This is a genomic window from Nocardia sp. TBRC8007 (assembly GCF_056629435.1).
This window is the reverse complement of sequence record NZ_JBWSOR010000002.1, coordinates 241,546-260,565: the sequence shown is the minus strand read 5'-3', so window position 1 is coordinate 260,565 and position 19,020 is coordinate 241,546. Positions and strand designations below refer to the sequence as shown.

The 19,020-nt window shown below is 64.9% G+C and carries 15 protein-coding genes; 2 read left to right on the top strand and 13 right to left on the bottom strand.

The genetic code is table 11. From position 1 onward, the window contains the following. Positions 1–2: 2 nt before the first annotated feature. A complete protein-coding gene (locus ACX4ZE_RS03780) occupies positions 3–1,754 on the bottom strand; it encodes an acyl-CoA dehydrogenase family protein (protein ID WP_480271851.1) in 1,752 nt (583 codons plus the stop codon). A 381-nt stretch (positions 1,755–2,135) separates the two neighbouring features. Further along, positions 2,136–3,893 carry a proline--tRNA ligase gene (locus ACX4ZE_RS03775; protein WP_480271850.1) on the bottom strand — a complete coding sequence of 586 codons (1,758 nt, stop codon included), beginning with the start codon at positions 3,891–3,893 and terminating at the stop codon, positions 2,136–2,138. A 58-nt stretch (positions 3,894–3,951) separates the two neighbouring features. Between ACX4ZE_RS03775 and yaaA the strand changes: the two genes are divergently transcribed. Further along, a complete protein-coding gene (gene yaaA / locus ACX4ZE_RS03770; RefSeq protein WP_480271959.1) occupies positions 3,952–4,695 on the top strand; it encodes a peroxide stress protein YaaA in 744 nt (247 codons plus the stop codon). Here the strand turns inward: yaaA and ACX4ZE_RS03765 are convergent. The 10 genes from ACX4ZE_RS03765 to mqo form a co-directional block, all read right to left on the bottom strand. After that, complete coding sequence (locus ACX4ZE_RS03765; protein WP_480271849.1) at positions 4,648–5,334, bottom strand: HD domain-containing protein; 687 nt, start codon at positions 5,332–5,334, stop codon at positions 4,648–4,650. The genes yaaA and ACX4ZE_RS03765 overlap by 48 nt on opposite strands. A 94-nt stretch (positions 5,335–5,428) precedes the next feature. Further along, on the bottom strand, positions 5,429–6,889 hold the full coding sequence (locus ACX4ZE_RS03760) for an MFS transporter (RefSeq protein ID WP_480271848.1): 1,461 nt from the start codon (positions 6,887–6,889) through the stop codon (positions 5,429–5,431). Between the two features lie 122 nt (positions 6,890–7,011). After that, the gene (gene cobA / locus ACX4ZE_RS03755; RefSeq protein ID WP_480271958.1) at positions 7,012–8,274 is read right to left on the bottom strand and encodes a uroporphyrinogen-III C-methyltransferase; all 1,263 of its coding nucleotides are present in this window, start codon (positions 8,272–8,274) and stop codon (positions 7,012–7,014) included. Between the two features lie 202 nt (positions 8,275–8,476). Continuing rightward, on the bottom strand, positions 8,477–9,844 hold the full coding sequence (locus tag ACX4ZE_RS03750; RefSeq protein WP_480271847.1) for a DoxX family protein: 1,368 nt from the start codon (positions 9,842–9,844) through the stop codon (positions 8,477–8,479). A 322-nt stretch (positions 9,845–10,166) separates the two neighbouring features. Beyond that, positions 10,167–10,538 carry a cobalamin biosynthesis protein gene (locus ACX4ZE_RS03745; RefSeq protein ID WP_480271846.1) on the bottom strand — a complete coding sequence of 124 codons (372 nt, stop codon included), beginning with the start codon at positions 10,536–10,538 and terminating at the stop codon, positions 10,167–10,169. Next, positions 10,525–11,979: a cobyrinic acid a,c-diamide synthase CobB gene (locus ACX4ZE_RS03740; RefSeq protein WP_480271845.1), complete on the bottom strand. Its 1,455-nt coding sequence runs from the start codon at positions 11,977–11,979 to the stop codon at positions 10,525–10,527. Before ACX4ZE_RS03740 ends, ACX4ZE_RS03745 begins: the two co-directional genes overlap by 14 nt. 67 nt (positions 11,980–12,046) lie before the next feature. After that, positions 12,047–12,661, bottom strand: a complete 615-nt coding sequence (cobO, locus tag ACX4ZE_RS03735; RefSeq protein WP_480271844.1) for a cob(I)yrinic acid a,c-diamide adenosyltransferase — start codon at positions 12,659–12,661, stop codon at positions 12,047–12,049. Between the two features lie 118 nt (positions 12,662–12,779). Then, on the bottom strand, positions 12,780–14,741 hold the full coding sequence (locus ACX4ZE_RS03730) for a VWA domain-containing protein (protein ID WP_480271957.1): 1,962 nt from the start codon (positions 14,739–14,741) through the stop codon (positions 12,780–12,782). A 200-nt stretch (positions 14,742–14,941) separates the two neighbouring features. Continuing rightward, positions 14,942–15,397: a GNAT family N-acetyltransferase gene (locus ACX4ZE_RS03725; RefSeq protein ID WP_480271843.1), complete on the bottom strand. Its 456-nt coding sequence runs from the start codon at positions 15,395–15,397 to the stop codon at positions 14,942–14,944. Positions 15,398–15,438: 41 nt separating this feature from the next. Further along, complete coding sequence (mqo, locus tag ACX4ZE_RS03720; RefSeq protein WP_480271956.1) at positions 15,439–16,926, bottom strand: malate dehydrogenase (quinone); 1,488 nt, start codon at positions 16,924–16,926, stop codon at positions 15,439–15,441. 300 nt (positions 16,927–17,226) lie between these two features. On the opposite strand from mqo, the gene ACX4ZE_RS03715 reads away from it, so the two are divergent. Further along, positions 17,227–18,315 carry an alpha/beta hydrolase gene (locus ACX4ZE_RS03715; RefSeq protein ID WP_480271842.1) on the top strand — a complete coding sequence of 363 codons (1,089 nt, stop codon included), beginning with the start codon at positions 17,227–17,229 and terminating at the stop codon, positions 18,313–18,315. Here the strand turns inward: ACX4ZE_RS03715 and ACX4ZE_RS03710 are convergent. Next, positions 18,295–18,858: an alpha/beta hydrolase gene (locus ACX4ZE_RS03710; RefSeq protein WP_480271841.1), complete on the bottom strand. Its 564-nt coding sequence runs from the start codon at positions 18,856–18,858 to the stop codon at positions 18,295–18,297. The genes ACX4ZE_RS03715 and ACX4ZE_RS03710 overlap by 21 nt on opposite strands. Between the last annotated feature and the right edge of the window lie 162 nt (positions 18,859–19,020).

Below are 19,020 nucleotides of genomic sequence, written 5' to 3'. Positions count from 1 at the left end.
TACTACGGCCGCATCTCGTAGGCGCCGTCGTAAGCCGCTACCTCGGCCCACACCCGGTCGAAGCGCAGACGGTCGGCCACCGGCGGTCGAAGCGCAGAGGCAGCCCAACTCTGTTGGCCCGCAGTGGCCGACGGCTTGCCATACAGCGCGGTGGCGTAACCATTGAAGTCGCGGATCTGGAAGTCGAAGATCTGGTCGATCAGATCCCGGTCCAGCCCGGTAATCGCTGCCTGCTCCAGAATCAGCTGGCCATAGACCACCAAGGAGAACAAGTGGCCGATGGTCAGCATGAAGTCCAGATCCTGCTGCTGCTCGGTATCGGGTGCCGCCGTGGTCAGCAGCGTACGCAGCGCCTGTGCCTGCTCGTAGAACCGGCCCACATTGGGGATGTCGGCATGCTTGTCGTAGCTCGGGGTCCAGTCGGCGAACTGCACCTTGCCCGCACCTCGCGCCGGGCCCTGCCGCCAGAAGAACGCATCGTCAGCCGCGTCCTGCCTGGTACCGATCTCCGGATAGTCCTTCGGGTTGAACAAGTAGTTCGGCATGAACTTCAGAATCTGCCCGACATTCACGTGCACCGTGCCCTCCAATCGGGGCAGGGTGGTGATCAGCCGTTGCACTTCGGCGAAGTAGGTGTTCTTCTCGAATCCCTTGGCGGCCAGCACATCCAGTAGCAACGTCATGACGGTCTCGCCCTCGGAGGTCACCTTCGACTTCGTCATCGGGTTGAACAGCAGGTAGCGGCGATCATCCAGGCTCGCACTACGGAAGTAGTCGACAGCGCGGTCGCTGAACAGCTTCATCGCGATAATGCGCGCGTACGCGTCGACGAAGTTCGTGCGCACGTGCGGGAAGTCGGTGACCGGGTTGCCGTAGAGGATGCGGTTGTCGGCGTGCGTGATCGCCTCGTAGAAGGCGTGCTCGACCATGCCGATGCCACCGTGGCAGAGGTTGAACTTGCCCACGTTGACCGTATTCAGCGCCGCGGAGAACGCCTCGGGGCCAGTGTGCAGGATGTCCTCGGCCCGGACCGGATAGTTCTCCAGACGGAAAGTACTGACGTACATCTGCGCATGCACGACATTGCCGAGCAGACGATAGTTCTCATGGCGGGAATCGGCGACGAACCAGACGTAGGCGTCAGCACCGTCGAGGTCAGCGCGCCGGGAGAACACCGACACCATGCTGGCCACGTTGCCATTGCCGATGTAGTACTTCTCGCCATTGGCGCGGAACAGAATGCCTGCCTCGGCGTCCGCGCTGCCGGGCTCGGTGGGGGTCAGCACCAGATCGGTGTTGTAGATGTCGGCGCCGTGCGACTGTTCGGACAGCGCGAAGGCCATCACCTCGCCCGCGGACAGATCGGCGGCCGCGCGCTTCTTGGCCGCCTCGTTGTCGCTTTGCCAGATCGGGCCGAGACCGAGGATGGTCACCTGCTCGGCATACCAGTACGCCAGGCCATAGAAGCCGAAGATCTCCGACAGCGCGGCATTACGCGCTGCATCCCAGCGCCGGTCCTGGTCACCATCGGCGTATGCCGCGGGAGTCAGGAAGGTGGCGAACAACTTCTCCTTCTTCACGAAGTCGAGGAAGTCGGCCGTCCACACCGCGTTCAGGTCGTCGGCGAGCAGACGCTGTTTGCCCCGGCTTTCGAACCACTCGATGGTGGCGCGCAACAGCCGCCGGGTCTCGGCGTCGAACTGCTGCGGATCATAGCTGGCGGGGTTGAACAACCGCGCGTCGATATTTGTCATGACGGTTAACTTACCAGCGAGTAATCGCAGCGTGTCCCAGGTATACGAAGTACTGGCCGGCAAATTCAGGTTACGATTCCGTAAGTACCGATAGTTCGGTTCCGGTTCGTCGAATATCTCCCGCTGCCGATGGACGGCGCCACGTCGTCGACCTCGTGCTCCACCGCACCGCCGGTCAACTCCCCGCCTACTTCTACGCGCTGGACCTCGGCCGCGAAATCAACAAACCACGCGCGCCGGCGAAGTTGGTCACCGTGCGGTAGACGAAATACCGTTGCCGAGCACGTGCGTGCCCGAATACGAGAGGATTCCGCACTTGCCTGCGTATCCCGTCCGCCGCAGGCTCCTGGACCGAGCCGTCAGAGCCTGCGGCGAACAAGGTCAGTGGCGGACCTTGGCCACCACCATGTCCACTGCCGAGGCGACGGGGAGTTCTTCGGTCTCACCGGCGAACCGATCGCGCAGTTCCACCGTACCCGCGGCCCACCCGCGGCCGATCACCAACACTAGCGGCATACCGAGCAGCTCGGCGTCTTTGAACTTCACCCCCGGTGAGACCGTGCGATCGTCGAAGAGCACATCCACACCCCTGGCATGGAGTCCGGCCACCACATCCTCGGCACCCGCACGAGCCGTGTCGTCCTTGTTCGCGATGACCACATGCACGTCATAGGGCGCGACTGAAGCCGGCCAGCGCAGTCCTTTGTCGTCGTGCTGCTGTTCAGCTATCACCGCGACCATACGCGAGACGCCGATACCGTAGGACCCCATGGTCAACCGTACCGGTTTGCCGTTCTCGCCGAGTACGTCCACCTCGAACGCATCGGTGTATTTGTTGCCGAGCTGGAAGATATGCCCGATCTCGATACCACGTGCCGAAACCAACCGACCGCGTCCATCGGGCGAGGGGTCACCATCACAGACCTCGGCGGCCTCGATGGTGCCGTCAGGCGTGAAGTCCCGGCCCGCGACCAAACCGACAACATGTTTGCCCGGTGCGTCGGCACCGGTGATCCAGCTGGTCCCGCTGACCACGCGCGGATCGACCAGATAACGAACGCCATTGGCTTGCAGCGCCTTCGGACCGATATATCCCTTCACGAGAAACGGGTTCTCGGCGAAGTCCGCATCGGTGAGCAGTTCCACCTCGGCCGGCTCGACCGATGCTCCGAGGCGCTTGTCGTCGACCTCGCGGTCACCAGGAATGCCGATGCCGAGGATCTCGGACTTGCCGTCCGGGTGACGCAGCTTGACCATGACGTTCTTCAAGGTGTCGGCCGCCGTGATCGGACGCCCATAGTGCTCAGCCAAGCCTGCCCCATTGGCCCAGTCCACCAGTGTCGCGATGGTCGGGGTACCAGGGGTGTCGGATACGACGGCCTCAGGTTGTTCCGCGATCGGCAGCGGGTCTGGAGCGGATGTGACCACTGCCTCCACATTGGCCGCGTAGCCGGATTCCAGGCAACGAACGTAGGTGTCCTCACCGACCGGGCTGTCGGCGAGGAATTCCTCCGACGCGCTGCCGCCCATCGCGCCCGAAGTGGCCGCGACGATAACGTACTCGACCCGTAGCCGGTCGAAGATACGCTGATAGGCCCCCCGGTGCGCGGCATAGCTGGCTTTAAGGCCGTCCTCGTCCAGATCGAAAGAGTAGGAGTCCTTCATCACGAATTCACGGCCGCGCAGCAGACCCGCACGTGGGCGCTCCTCGTCTCGGTACTTGGTCTGGATCTGGTACAGCGTGACCGGAAGATCTTTATAGGAGCTGTACTCGCCTTTGACAGTGATCGCGAAGAGTTCCTCGTGGGTCGGGCCGAGTAAATAGTCCGTTCCCTTACGATCCTGCAATCGGAACAGACCGTCCCCGTACTCGGTCCACCGATTGGTGGTCTCGTATGGATCGCGCGGCAACAGCGCGGGGAGCGAGATCTCCTGTGCACCGATCGCATCCATTTCCTCGCGCACAATGCCCTCGACCTTGCGCAGTACACGCAAGCCCAGCGGCAGCCACGAGTAGACGCCAGGGGCGACTCGGCGCACGTAGCCGGCACGGACCAAGAGTTTGTGGCTGGGCACCTCCGCATCAGCGGGATCGTCGCGCAGGGTTCGCAGGAACAGTCGGGAGAGGCGGGTGATCACGGATGCACAGGGTAGTCGCCGACCGGACGCCGGTCACAGCGCATTACCGTATTCGTTCGTGCTGGTGTTGCTCCCTCCTTCCGAAACCAAGTCCGATGGCGGTGCCGGAGCGCCACTTGCCTTGGAGTCACTGGCGATGCCGCAGCTCACCTCGGTGCGCGAGCGGCTGATCGACGAGGTAATACGCTTGGCGGCCGACCCGCAACGCGCGAGCACTGTGCTGGGACTCGGCAAAGGCGCCGCCACCGAGATCGCACGCAATGCCGCATTACGGACTGCGCCGACCCGGCCCGCCCTGGAGCGCTACACCGGTGTGCTCTACGAGGCGCTCGACGCGCGCTCGTTCACGAAGATCCAGCGAGCCAAGGCATACGCTCGGCTCGGTGTCTGCTCAGCCCTGTTCGGCGCGGTTCGCGCCGGCGACCCGATTCCCGCCTACCGGCTCTCCGGAGGCAGCAAACTGCCCGGACTACCGCCCCTTCCCGCGCTGTGGCGCGAAGAGCTGGCTGCGGCGCTGCGCACTGAAGCCGCCGGAGAACTCGTCGTCGACCTGCGCTCGGGCAGCTATCAGCAACTGGGACGGATGTCCGATGCGGTGACCGCGACCGTGCTCACCGAGCACCCGGACGGCTCGCGCACCGTGGTGAGTCATTTCAACAAGCACCACAAAGGCCTGCTCGCTCGGGCACTCGTGCTCACCAGGGCCGAACCGACCGATATCCGCGGGGTGGCGCGGGTGGCGGCCAAAGCCGGGCTACGCACCGAGATCGCCTCCGCTACCCAACTCGTGCTCCTTACCTGAGCGCGCCGGCTGTCCCGTCGACATAGTGAGCTCGTTCAGCTCGGCCGCGAGATTGGCCCGCGCGGCGGATTCGTAGCGGCGTCGGGCAGCCTGGGTGTGGTACACGTATGGCTGCTCGGCGAGCTTCCGCAGTACCGCCGCGCGTCCGGCGCGGAACAACTCGTCCGGAACGTGCTCGTACTCCGCGCGCACAGCCTGGGTATACGCGGCGTAGCCGGAGACATCCGCGGCGAGGACCGCCAAGTCCGCATCGCAGAGCACAGCGCCGTCATGGTCGCCTGGTTCGGGGGCATGGGTCGCGGTGAGTCGGACCAATCTGCCGACCTCACTGATCAGCTCCGGTGTCGCCCCCAGCTCGGACAGCATCGTTTCGGCAAGTTCGGCACTGCGCTCTTCGCTGTCCGGCCTATCGACCGCGTAGACCGCGTCGTGGAAGAAAGCCGCGTAGCGCACAGCGGCGAGATCCACCGCGGCAGCGGCCAGCTCGTCGATGACCTCCAGCATGCTCGCCAGATGACGCACGGTGTGATAGCGACGATGCGGCTCGCTGTAACGCCGTACCAGATCTACACCCACATCTGCGGCCTGCTCCCCTGCCAGCTCGATCCACTGGGTCAACAGGTCTTCCTCCACCACCATCCGCACAGTATCGCGAAGGCCGCGGCACCGGACAAGGTTACGTTCACCATCCGGCGCCCGGCTGCGGTGCGCACGCAACCAGGTCGAGACCGGTTCAGGCTTGCTGGGCCTCTTCCTGCGCGTGCTGCGCCTGTGCCAGCTGCTGTGGGGTGAACCGTAGGGTCAGCGCGACCAGCGCGGCCCCGAACGCGAGCAGTGCACAGACGAGAAGCACCAGGGTGTAGCCACTGCCGAGCGCGGCGATCTCGTCGGGGGTCATCTCGGCGGCTCGCCCAGTGCGCCCACCGAGCGATAGCGTACGAGAGGCGGCGATCGGGGTGAGCAATCCGACGGCGATCGGCGTCGCCAGGTTCATGAACATCTGCCCGACCGCAGCCAGTGGACCGATATCGGTCGGCGGCACACCGACCAGCACGCACAGCGGAGCAAGCACCATAGCGACACCGACTCCGAGACCGATCACGATCAACAACGGCAGCAGTATGGAGACGTAGGTCACCTCGTCGTCGAGGGTGGAGCCGAACAGCAAACCGATGCCGAGTACCATGCCCGCACCCATGAGCAGCCAGCGCGGAGCGATGAACAGCGCCGCTTTAGAGGCCATCGCACCACCGATACCGATGCCGATGGTGAACGGAATGGCCGCGACGCCCGCCTGAAGCGGACCGTACCCGATCACATTCTGCATGAACTGGGCGACAAAGAAGGTCATCGCACCGAGCACCCCACCGGCCAGGAAGATCAGCAGGAAAGTGGCGATACGATCGCGACTGTCGAACAATGACCACGGCAGCAGCGGATCTTCCACCCGGCGCTCCAGGGCCACGAAGACGAGCAACAGCGCGATACCTGCGATCAACGAGCCCATGATGGCCGGATGTCCCCAGCCCAGCTCGGGTCCTTCGGTCGCGCCGAACACGATGGACGCGCAGGCCAGGGTACCGAGCACCGCGCCGGGTATATCCAGCGCCGCTCGGTGATGCTCGGTGTCGGCGAGCTTGTAGAACGCGCCGAGGATGATCAGCGCTCCGATCGGGACGTTGATCAGGAAGATCCACCGCCACGACAACTGGGTCAACGCACCTCCGACCACCAGTCCGCCGACCGAGCCGATACCTACCATCGATCCGACAATCGCGATCGCCTGATTACGTGCCTTGCCCGGTGCGAACGTCGTGGCCACAAGGGCGAAAGCGGTCGGCGCCGCGACAGCAGCGCCCGCGCCCTGAAAGGCGCGCGCCGCGAGCAACATGGCCTCGTTCTGCGCCAGCCCGCACAACAGCGAAGCCACGGTGAATACCGACACCCCGGCGATCAGCATGCGTTTACGGCCGAAGGCATCGCCCAGCCGGCCCCCGAGCAGCATCAGCCCCGCGAAGGTGAGTCCATAGGATGTCACCGTCCACGCGCCACCCGCGCTGGACAGCCCCATCTCTTCTTGCAGCCGAGGCAGCGCGAAGATCACCACTGTGCCGTCGAGCACGACCATGAGCTGTAGCCCGCTCAAGACTAGGACCGCGAGCCCGAAGGCCCGCTGCGTCACTGGGTACTGCATCGTCGCAGCGGGATTCCGAAGCACAGTGAGCCACTGTAATTGATGTCGCCCAACCTCCTTAGCCGAACCTATCCGGGTGAATCGCGACACCCGTATTCACAACGACTCCGGAAGCTCGCGCCCTATCCGGTCGCGAAGCCGGACTCCAGCGCGGAGGAGAATCCCGCGGTCGGGCCGATCACCACGATCGCGGGTGGACGGATGCCCTCCGCGCGCACTCGCGCAGCGATGGTACCGAGGTCGGCACGCAGCACGCGCTGGGTGCGCAGCGTGCCCTCCTGGATGACCGTAGCGGGTGTGTCGGCCTGGCGCCCGCCGGCCAGCAGCGCGGCAGCGAATTGCTCGATCCGCTCCACCGCCATCATCAACACCAACGTGCCACGCAATCGGGCCAGCGCGGGCCAATCCACCAGCGAGTCGGGATGATCCGGCGTAACATGCCCGCTCACCACCACGAACTCATGCGTGACACCGCGGTGCGTCACCGGGATCCCCGCGGCGGCGGGCACAGCGATGGGACTGGTGACGCCGGGCACCACCGTGACCGGCACACCGGCCGCGACGCAAGCCTCCAACTCCTCGTAACCACGCCCGAATACATAGGGGTCGCCGCCCTTGAGCCGCACCACGAACTTTCCCGCCTTCACGCCTTCGATCAGCGCGGCATTGATCGCCTCCTGCACCATCGCCCGCCCATACGGGATCTTCGCAGCATCGACCACTTCGACTTCCGGCCCGAGCTCGGCAAGCAACTCCGGCGGGGCGAGCCGGTCGGCGACCACCAGATTCGCTCTGGCCAACAGCCTCCTGCCGCGCACCGTGATCAGATCGGGATCGCCCGGTCCGCCACCGATCAGCGCGACACCCGGCGTGATCGGCGTGGAGTCGTCGCTGACCACACCGGATTGCAGCGCCTCCAGCAGAGCGGTACGCACTGCCGCCGAGCGCCGGTGCTGCCCGCTTGCCAACACGCCGAGACTCAGCCCGTCGTAGCGCGCGGTGGCCGGAGTCACCGCAGTGCCCAACCGCGCGATATCGGCTCGCACACAGAAGATTCGCCGCCGAGTTGCCTCGGCGACCACCGCCGCGTTGGTCTCGGGCTCGTCGGTACACGCGATCACATACCAAGCGCCCTCGAGATCGCCGTCGACGTAATCGCGCAGCGCGATTGTGATCCGCCCCGACGTCGCCATTCCTTCGACAGCGGGCGTGACCTCCCGGCTGACCACATGCACGTGCGCACCGGAGGCGATCAGCAGGCCCAACCTGCGCTGCGCTACGCTGCCCCCGCCTACCACGACGACACGCCGTCCGTGCAGATCGATCCCGACCAGATAGTTCGGGTCGCCGGTCGGTCGGTCCTGCGGAGCGTTCAAGGTGTTCAGCACAAGTTTCGAGCCTACGGCTTCAGATCTCGGCGCAGGCAGTCGCCCAGAGACGTCCGCGATCACGCCTGCCCGCTCTCGATCGGAGTATGGCTACCCGGCCGCTCGCGGAGCACAGGGGAACGCTCGGATCAAGCCTGCCGTGGCACGATTTCGACGTACCGAGATCAACGTCGGATCACTCAACGGAAGGTCGGATCACTCAACGGAAGAACGGATAGTCCTGCACCCAGTGGAAACCGCGGCTACGTAAGGGGAAAGAGTCCGGGTCCACCCGGTCGAGCGACAGCGTCACCGGCGTCCCGTTCAGCTCCCCCGTCAACAGCAACCTGTCCGAGGTGGGTCGAACGACGGTGAAGGTCGCCATAGACGCGGGCGATGCGTCCATGGACTGCGGCGGCTCCGACAGGGCGAGGGTATGCGCGGCCTCGTCGACTGTCGCCACCACAGGCAGAAACGAATCGTCCATTTTCTGCACCGCCGTGCCATGCCGATCGAAGATGATCCGGCGCCAGCGGTCCTCATGGGTGACCAGTGGCGGTATCGGATGCCCCTCCCTGGTGAATTCACCGACGGTCCAGATGCCATAGAGCGGCGGCTCCGGTATCCCGCTGCCCGCCTTACTCCATGCTTCCCAGGCGTACTGCGTGGAACCGATCAACACCCACAGCCCCAGCGCGACCTGCGCTACCGCGGCGATCCGATTCGGGCGCCGGGAAGCGAACACCGTGGGCTGGGTAGCCGGCTCGGCGGGACGCTCCAGTACAAGGATATTCGCAAGTCGCCCGGCCTGCGGCGCCAGCACTACCAGGCTCAGCACCAGCAAATGGAACGAGAGGATCTTCACCGGCACGTCGTAGGTCATGTTCAACACGAAAACCTGAGCCATGCTCACCAGGCTGAGCAGCGCACCTATCGTCGCGGTGCGCGGTATGAACAGCAGCAGTCCACCCAGCACTTCGGCCACGCCGAGCAGGATCTGGTAGGCCGGTGCGGCCCCCACGTAGTTCCATAGCACCGAAGCCGGGCTCATCGTCCCGTACGGTTGCAATAGCGCGATCAGCGACGGCTCTGGCATCTGCGCTGGAATAACCTTGGCCATCCCGTAGAAAAGCATCTGACCACCCAGACACAGCCGGATGAACAGCACGAACCACGCACCGAGAGTGACATACTCGCGACGGCGCCGATCGAGAATCGACCAGACGAGGGTGACCACCCCGGCCACGACGAGTTCGCAACAGATCAATATCCAGATGACGGTTTGATCACCACTGCCAGAATCCTCGTGCAGAACAGCGTCGATACCGAATACGTGGTCGCCTACCCAGCTGGCGATCCAGCTCACCGCACGCATCTGCCACAAGATCGCGGAGTCCGGCAGCCAGCTGGCCGCTGCTCCGGCGAATACGAAGAGGATCTGCGCGAACAGCACACAAAACAGCACCAGGTAGACGAAAACGAAGCGGAATCCGATCCGCGCGGGTCGGCTCCAGGGCTGTCGCCGTACATCCGGAGGCGCGGTAGCCTTCGATGGTTCCGAGTGATCCGTTCCGGCCGTGGTCACCATGCCCCCTCGTTCATCGATGTTTCCCGCGCATCGAACATATCGGAACCGATCATGGAAAAACCTCGGGAAGAACCCCGGATTTCCCAGTACGCCGCACGGCCCATACGCCTGCTCACCTGTACACCGGATGGCTGCTCACCTATACACCGAACGGCGTACCCGCAGGGGTAAATGTCCGGACATACCCAGCTCCTCGAGCCCGATTTCCGCCCATGAGTCGACTAGAACGCATTACACGCACTGGACCGGCACATCGCGGGCGGTGCAGCCGAGACGTACGTGCCAGGAGACAATCGTGCCAGGAGACAATGTCGGCCGATGCTCAGCGAATGAGGGCCGCGGCGATCACCACTGCGTGGATCATGGTCTTGGAAATCACCAGCGGGCCGCGGCCGGCCAGCACGGCAGCCGCTTCCGCGACACTCGCAGTGCCGAGCGTGCTCGCGATGCGCGCGGACGGATTCGGCACCCGCACGCTGGCGAGTTCGCGAGCGGTATAAGAGCGGATCGGCACTTCCAAGACCGTAGCGACCGCTCGGAGGCCTGGTTCGGCAGCACGCCGGTCGACCGTCGCCAAGCAGGCGATGGTGGCCTCGACATCCTCGCCTAGCACTCCGCATAATGCCGCGCGAATACTTTCTTGACCCGTACCAGGGCGAATGCCGATGCCGACGGCCAGTTCAGGCCGGGACACGCGCTCGGGCATATGCCGCGGCCGCCACGACGAAGCGACGCATCGCTTCCGGGTTCCCGACTGGATGAGTATGCAGGTAAGAGGCATGCACGTGGCCGAAGAGCGCACCTTCGCGAACTCCAGCACCGGCGCTGTCGCGCCACCCCCATGCCGGCGGCGCCGAAGGCGCCGACACCAGACGGGTGCGATGGAACTCATGCCCGCGGACCCGTTCCCCTGTCATCCACAAGGGAGAGCCGGCAAGGGCCACAGCATCTCGGTAGCCGAGGGTCAGGTGCGCACCGAACTCGGCGACGGCGTCGACCACTCCCGCCATCGGATGTCCGTCGAGCGATCGGGTGAGATACAACAGCCCCGCACATTCAGCGTGTACCGGCATCCCCTGCCCAGCGGCCTGCTGCACAGCCCGCAGCAGTCCGATATTGTCCGACAGCTGCGCGGCATACTCCTCCGGAAAGCCGCCGGGCAGTACCAACCCCGCTGTCTCCACCGGCAGGTCATCGCGCAATGGGTCGAATACCGCCACCTGCGCGCCCGCCGCCGACAATAACTCCCGATGTTCGGCATATCCGAAGGTGAACGCCGCGCCACCGGCCAGCGCGATCAGTGGTGGGCTGGAACGGGCGGCAACGCTGTCGGAGCCGACCGAGTCGAAGCAGGCCCCGGCAGCGGACTCGACACCATCGACTCGATCATGACCACGCACCGCCGCGGCCGGATCCCAGGCCGGTCCGGTGACCGATGCGCGAGCCAGTGCCGTAATCGCTGGCAGGTCCACGTGAGCGGCAACAAGATCTGCCATTGCCGTCACCGCCGCCACTGCGGCAGCACCGTGTTCCACGGCGGGAATCAGACCGAGATGCCGGGACGGTAGCTCCAGTTCGACCAGCCGAGGCAACGAACCGAGCACCGGTAATCCGACCCGATCGCACGCCGCGCGCAATACTTGCTCATGTCGTCGGCTGCCGACCCTGTTCAGGATCACTCCGCCTAGCCGGACACCACTGTCGAATGTGGCGAAGCCGTGCAGCAGCGCCGCCAAGCTCTGGCTGTGCCCGCGTGCGTCCACGACCAACACCACCGGCATCCCGAGGAGTTTCGCGACCTGCGCGGTCGACCCCTCTGCCACCGGGCCGGAGCGGTACTCATCGATCCGACCGTCGAACAATCCCATCACGCCCTCGACCACCGCGAGGTCGCAGCCGCGCACACCGTACTGATACAGCGGCACCACGTGCTCCGCACCCACCAACACAGGGTCCAGGTTGCGCCCGGGTCTGCCCGCCGCCAGACCGTGGTAGCCGGGATCGATGTAGTCCGGCCCTACTTTGAAGGGCGCCACGCGATGTCCCGCTCGCCGCAGCGCTCCCATCAATCCGGTAGCCACCGTGGTCTTGCCGCTCCCCGACGCGGGGGCTGCGATCACGACACCCACACTCATACCCACCCTCCTGCTGGGATCGGCACAGCAGGCACGATATGAGCGGTGTGCCGTGAGAGTGCAGTCCTCACCATTCGATACCCCGCTGCCCTTTACGTCCCGCATCCATAGGGTGCTTGACCTTGGTCATCGCTGTGACCAGATCTGCGGCATCGATCAGCGGTTGCGGCGCATGGCGGCCGGTGATGACGACATGTTGCTTGCCGGGACGATTACGGAGGGTTTCGACTACTTCGGCCACATCCACCCAACCCCACTCGAGCGGATAAGTGAATTCGTCGAGAACGTAGAAACGGTGCTGTTCGGCACGCAGGCGACGGCTGATCTCCTGCCAGCCCGCACGCGCGGCCGCGGCGTGATCCTGTTCGGTTCCCTGCTTCCTCGCCCAGGACCAGCCTTCACCCATCTTGTGCCATTCGATCGGCCCGCCCGCCCCAGTCTGCTCGTGCAGCGTGCCGAGAGCACGGAATGCAGCCTCCTCACCCACTTTCCATTTGGCGCTCTTCACGAACTGGAACACCGCGATATCGAAGCCCTGATTCCAGGCCCGCAGCGCCATCCCGAACGCGGCCGTCGATTTGCCTTTGCCCGGTCCGGTATGTACTGCCAGGACCGGCTGATCGCGTCGCTGCCGTGTGGTCAGCCCGTCGTCGGGCACTATCGCCGGGACACCCCTTGGCATCGAATCTCCTTGTTCTCTCGGCTCATTCCGGTCCAGACTCCGGACTATGCGTCATGCCTGGACTGCGCGTCCGAGCAGACGCACCCCGCGTCGAGCCGCGCAGCGTGACAACAACTGGTCAAGCCGCTCGCACCGGTCTGCCACGTACGCCTCCGGAGTTCACGCGGACGACATCCGCGACCGACTCTCCACTCAGTTCGGCCAGGCCCAGATAGCCGCCGCGCAGGTCGCGGGCCAACTCTGCGGCGAGGCCCAAGCGGACCACGCCGCGTTCACAATCCACCACGACCGAAGTGACCGCGTCCTTGGCAAGCAAAGCCGCGGCGGCGCGAGCACGTGGGACCGGATCGATGCCGCCAGTGGCACGACCATCGGTCAGCAACACCAGCAGTGGCCTGCGGCGTGGGTCACGCACCCGCTCGCGCCGCACTACTTCACGCGCCTTCAGCAAGCCTGCCGCGAGTGGGGTCTTTCCGCCGGTGCGCATTCCGGACAACCGGCGCACCGCTATGTCCACCGACGAAGTGGGCGGCAGAACGAGATCGGCCTCCGTACCGCGCACGACGACGACGGCGACTTTGTCTCGGCGCTGGTAGGCATCACGCAGCAAAGCGACCACCGCGCCGGTGACGGCCGACAGCCGGTCCCGCGCGGCCATCGAGCCGGATGCGTCGACCACGAACACGACCAGGTTGCCTTCCAACCCTTCCCGATGCGCACCGCGCAGATCACCTGCGACGAGCCGCAGCGGCCCCTCGACGCACCCGCTGGACAGTTGCCGGGCTGCTGCGGCAAAAAGTGTGCCCATCATATGCAGCCCAGAAGAGATATCGGGCATGGAACGCACGACTCGCCCCTGCCGCGACTCGGCGCGGGAACGCCGACCCGAGGCACCGGCACCGACGCCGGGCACCTCCCAGCGTGGCACTGCGGACGCACCGGAAACCGGTGTTCCACTGCGTTCTTCGCGGGACCCACCGTTACCGGGACCGTCCGGCGGCGTCGGGTCCTCCTCCGGCCCGCCACCCGGACCAGCCGACGACGAGGCTTCCGGATCGCCTCCGCGGCTTTCGGGTTCTGGACCCGACCGCGCGGACTCCTCCGCCGGAGCAGGTGATCGCTCGTCATCCCGCGCCTGCTCCGCGGCGGCACGCATCGCGTCGTCCAGTTGTCGCTCGTCGATACCGGGCTCGTCGAACGGATCACGCCTGCGCCGATGGGGCAGCGCCAGTTCCGCCGCCACCCGCACGTCGTCCTCGGTCACTGTCGTGCCGCCGCGCCATGCGGCATGTGCGGTCGCGGCGCGGGCCACGACCAGATCCGCCCGCATCCCGTCGACATCGAACGCGGCGCACAGAGCGGCGATCCGTCGCAGCTCCACATCATCGAGCAGCACTTGGCCGACCTGTGCTCGGGCGGCGAGGATCCGCTCGGCCACCTCGCGGTCGGCCTCGGCATAACACGCGGCGAACCCGACCGGGTCAGCCTCGTAGTCCAGTCTGCGGCGCACCACCGCCATGCGCACGTCAACTTCCCGCGAGGCCGCCACATCCACGGTCAGCCCGAATCGGTCCAGCAGCTGTGGGCGCAGTTCCCCCTCTTCCGGGTTCATGGTGCCGACCAGAACGAAGCGCGCGGGATGTGAGTGCGAGACACCGTCTCGTTCGATGTGTACCCGGCCCATCGCCGAAGCATCGAGCAAAACGTCCACCAGATGATCGTGCAGCAGGTTCACCTCGTCGACATAGAGCACGCCGTGGTGTGCGGCCGCCAGCAGTCCGGGACGGAAGGCGTGCTCCCCATCGCGCAGCACACGCTCCAGATCCAGGGAGCCGACGACACGATCCTCGGTCGCGCCTACCGGCAACTCCACCAGCCGGGCAGGCCGCGCCCCGGTCTCGTCCACCACCGGTGGCAACAGCTGGGCGAATGCGCGCACCACGGTCGACTTGGCGGTGCCCTTCTCACCACGCACCAACACCCCACCGACGCCGGGATGCACCGCACAGAGGATCAGTGCCAGTTGCAGCTGTTGCTGTCCCACAACGGCCGAGAAGGGGAAACCGGACTCTCCCTCCAGGCTCGGATGCGGTCGGCTGTGTCGGTCGGACGGCGATACGGTTTCGGCATGGGACAAAGACACGCCTCAACTCTAAGCACGTCACATTCGAGCATCCGACGGCACCCTTCGATCCGCTCCCTGGCGATAGCGCCCTACCCGCACCCGCACCCGTGACGGAAAGCGTCCGGAACGGATACGCGGGAGCGCGAATCTTGCGCTCAGACCCCGCCCTTGCGCATCGGCACGTGCATGATGCCGTCCTCTTCGAACTCCTCGCCGTCGACCTTGAAGCCGTGCTTGCGATACAGATCGACCAGGTAGCTCTGCGCGTTCAACCGCACCGGTGTCGAACCGGCTTCGGCCAGCGCCGCCTGTAACAACCTGGTGGTGTAGCCGTGGCCGCGTGCGGGCATTGCGGTACAAAGCCTGCCGATGCGGAAGCTCTTCACACCGTCATGGTGCTCCTCGCACAACCGCAGCGTAGCGATGACCTCACCCTCGTCGTCGAGCCAGAAGTGCCGGGTTTCCGGAAGCAGATCCATGCCGTCCAGTTCCGGGTAGGCGCACTTCTGCTCGACGACAAAGACTTCGACGCGAAGTTTCAACAGCTGATAGAGCGTAGTGGTGTCGAGGTCCTGTGCCCATGACCGTTTGAGTACAACAGTTGACATCATCGAGTCTTGCTATCACACCCAGCCGTTCGCCGCGACCCCACCTACCTCGGCGTGTTGTCACCGCCGCCGAGATTCAGCGCCTTGGTAGTCCAATCCCACACTTCACGGAACAACGCCGGGTCGTCCGAGAGCCGCATCCCCAGCGAAGGCACCATTTCCTTCAACTTGGATGTCCACTGATCGTACTCGGACGGAAAGCACCGCTGTAGGACGTCGAGCATGGCTGTCACACAGGTCGAGGCACCGGGTGACGCGCCGAGCAGGCCTGCGATGCTGCCGTCCTGTGCGGAGATCACCGCGGTGCCGAACTCGAGCACCCCGCCTATGCCCTTACGGCGGATCACCTGCACACGCTGACCCGCGGTGATCAGCTCCCAATCCCTGGCCTCGGCACGCGGGACGAACTCCGACAATGTGATCACCTTGCCGGCTTCCGACTTGAGTAGCTCGCTGACCAAGTATTTGGTCAGCCCCAACTCGGTGACACCGACACCGAGCAGCGAGAAGATATTGTTCGGCCGCACCGATTTGAACAGGTCGGTGGTCTTGCCGTCCTTGAGGAACTTCGGCGTCCAGCCCGCGTACGGGCCGAACAGCAGCCCCGGCTCACCCTTGATCACCCGAGTATCCAAATGCGGCACCGACATCGGCGGCGCACCAACCGCGGCCTTACCGTACACTTTGGCCCCGTGCTGGTTGATCAGCGCCGGGTTGACACACCGGAAGAACTGACCACTGACCGGAAACCCACCGAATCCCTTGACCTCCGTGATGTTCGCCTTCTGCAGCAACGGCAGCGCGCCGCCCCCCGCGCCGACGAACACGAATTTACTGATCAGCCCTCTGGTTTCACGGGTACGGACATTACGCACCGTGACCAGCCAGGATCCATCGGATCGCTGGGACAGATCTCGCACCTCATGACCGAAAGCCAGATCCGCGCCGGAGGCGCCGAGATAGGCGAGCAGTTCCTTGGTGAGCGCGCCGAAATCGATATCGGTACCGCCATCAGACCAGTTCAACGCGATCGGCTCGGAGAAGTCCCTGCCACGCGCCATCAACGGCAGACGCCGGGCGAACTCGTCGGGGGTGTCGATGTACTCCATGCCCTCGAACAGCGGGTGCGCAGCCAGGGCCTCATACCGCTTACGCAAGTAAGACACACTGTCGGCACCGTGCACGAAACTGACATGCGGTATCGGGTTGATGAACGTGGACGGATCGCCGAGAATCCCGTTCTCCACGGCATAAGACCAGAACTGGCGAGAGACTTGGAATCGCTCATTGATATCGACGGCTTTGGTGATGTCCACCGAGCCGTCGGGGTTCTGCGGGCTGTAATTCAGCTCGCACAATGCGGAGTGCCCCGTGCCCGCGTTGTTCCACGGGTCACTACTCTCCGCTGCGGCAGCGTCGAGCCGCTCGAACAGGGAGATCGACCAGTCCGGCTGCAGCTGCCGCAGCAGCGCGCCGAGAGTGGCACTCATGATCCCCGCACCGATGAGTACTACATCGGTCTTTTCAGTCATGGCAGCGTTCGGCACGAGTAGATCGACTTCCTTGTCCTTTTGCGCGGGCCCACCGGGCGAATGGACCTGCCTGGGCACGGTGTTTGGTTGTGCTCCGGGTCCGGCGGCCGCCGTTCCCGAACAGCGTGGCGGGAGTCAGGTTACCCGCTGTTCACTCAAGCCCAATTGTGCACCTCGCTACCCCACCTCGATACAGTCAGCCCGCCGAGCGTGCGGAATGTGACAGAGATCGTCGCCACTTCGGCGTAGAGAGACGGTCGCGGTCGGCCTGCTCGTCACCGCATCCCATAGATTGATCGTGTGACGAACGAACAACCGCTTGCCGGGCCGGTCCATGCCCCCTCGGATGGCGGGAAATGGCGCCCCGATGTCCTGGGCCCGCATTATCAGCAACGCATACTCTCGCTGGGTCTCGATCCCGACGGCGAAGGCGAGGCGGTCGCCACACTGGTGCGCTATATACCCAACGGTGATGTCGAACACACCGCAGGCGCGGTGCTCTATGTCCACGGATTCACCGATTACTTCTTCCAAGAACACCTCGCCGAGCACTTCGCCGCGCGCGGATTCCAGTTCTATGCGCTTGATCTGCGTAAATGTGGCCGATCGCGACGCCAGGGACACACCCCGCACTATGCGACAGATCTTGCGTTCTACGATCAAGAGCTGGACGAGTCACTGCGGATCATCCGGGCCGAGACCGGCGCGCCGGTGGTGCTCAACGGACACTCCACCGGTGGTCTGGTCATATCGCTGTGGCTGGATCGATTGAATCGCACCCAGGGAGCGACCACTGCGGGGATCACCGGACTGGTGCTCAACAGTCCGTGGTTCGATCTGCAGGGTCCGCCGCTCTATCGGGGCATCGGAACATCGATCATCAAGGCGATCGGGCGAGTTCGAGGTACGATCCAGCTACCCGGCACCAAGATCAGCACATACGGCGACAGCCTGCACCACTCGGCAGCTGGCGAGTGGGACTACAATCTGGACTGGAAACCGCTGCACGGCTTCCCGATCCGGTTCGGATGGCTGAGCGCCATCCGTAAGGGACACTTGCGATTACAAGAGGGCCTCGAGGTCGGGGTGCCTACTTTGATCCTGCGCTCCCGGATTACCAAGTTCGCCAAGAAGTACGGCCCGGCCGTGGCTGTCGCCGACGCGGTGCTCGATGTCAAACAGATCCAGCGCTGGTCGGGCTGTCTGGGCGATCGCACCAACATCGTGCCGATCGACGGCGCCAAGCACGACGTGTTCCTGTCCGGTCCGGAGCCGCTGGCCCAAGCGTTCGCCGAGTTGGACAGCTGGCTGGACTGGCTGGCGGATTACCGAACTGGTGGTGATCGCAGCCGAGCCGAGCACCAAAACTCACCAGAAGCTGGTGCGTAGCACGATCTCCGTGGCCAGTTCGTGGCCTGCTTCGGTGGCCACGTCGGCACCATCGACCTCGACCACCCGGAATTCGCCGTAGACGAACCGCCCGGAGGCGTCGGCGACCGAACGCGGCAGTTTTTTGGTGATCAGCAACGTGGTCGGCACCTCAACCGGACCGGTGGACGCGTCCAGCACCGTGCCGTCGGCACCGGGCACGGCTGGATGCCCTTGATCGGCGACGACCAGGCTCTGGAAACGGCCGAATCCGCGCGCACAGGCTCGCCAGGCCAACACCGCACCCAGACCGCACCCGGCGACGTTCACCCAGGGCAACTCCAATTCGTCCAGAATCGTGGTCACGCCGACCGAGTCCAGGCCCTCGACCGATTCCACCACGAAAGTGCGCAGATCCGAAGTGTGCAGCCGGGCGCACACCTGGTCGTAGACGCCCGGCATGTCATCCGCCGCGGGCAGCAGCAACACGCTGTGCCGGGACTCCGGCCCATCGATCCGCACGGTCCACGCCCGGTCGCCCACCGTGATCTGCCGAGATCTCATGCCGAATCACGCTACACGGATCGTTGAGACCGAGTGACGGAACACGAGCCGACTCCGGCGAGTACGCACATCACGGCCCGCTCGCTTCCCCTCGCTCACGTCCGCACTCGCTCCTGCTCTCACGCCGCTATCGATCCATCTACCCCCATCCGGCCGGTGCGG

Excerpts from the sequence above, each read along its gene's own strand:
- ACX4ZE_RS03780 (WP_480271851.1), bottom strand. The coding sequence starts at position 1,754 with ATGACAAATATCGACGCGCGGTTGTTCAACCCCGCCAGCTATGATCCG.
- ACX4ZE_RS03765 (WP_480271849.1), bottom strand. The coding sequence starts at position 5,334 with ATGGTGGTGGAGGAAGACCTGTTGACCCAGTGGATCGAGCTGGCAGGG.
- ACX4ZE_RS03760 (WP_480271848.1), bottom strand. The coding sequence starts at position 6,889 with ATGCAGTACCCAGTGACGCAGCGGGCCTTCGGGCTCGCGGTCCTAGTC.
- ACX4ZE_RS03750 (WP_480271847.1), bottom strand. The coding sequence starts at position 9,844 with ATGGTGACCACGGCCGGAACGGATCACTCGGAACCATCGAAGGCTACC.
- ACX4ZE_RS03740 (WP_480271845.1), bottom strand. The coding sequence starts at position 11,979 with ATGAGTGTGGGTGTCGTGATCGCAGCCCCCGCGTCGGGGAGCGGCAAG.
- cobO (WP_480271844.1), bottom strand. The coding sequence starts at position 12,661 with ATGCCAAGGGGTGTCCCGGCGATAGTGCCCGACGACGGGCTGACCACA.
- ACX4ZE_RS03725 (WP_480271843.1), bottom strand. The coding sequence starts at position 15,397 with ATGATGTCAACTGTTGTACTCAAACGGTCATGGGCACAGGACCTCGAC.
- mqo (WP_480271956.1), bottom strand. The coding sequence starts at position 16,926 with ATGACTGAAAAGACCGATGTAGTACTCATCGGTGCGGGGATCATGAGT.
- ACX4ZE_RS03710 (WP_480271841.1), bottom strand. The coding sequence starts at position 18,858 with ATGAGATCTCGGCAGATCACGGTGGGCGACCGGGCGTGGACCGTGCGG.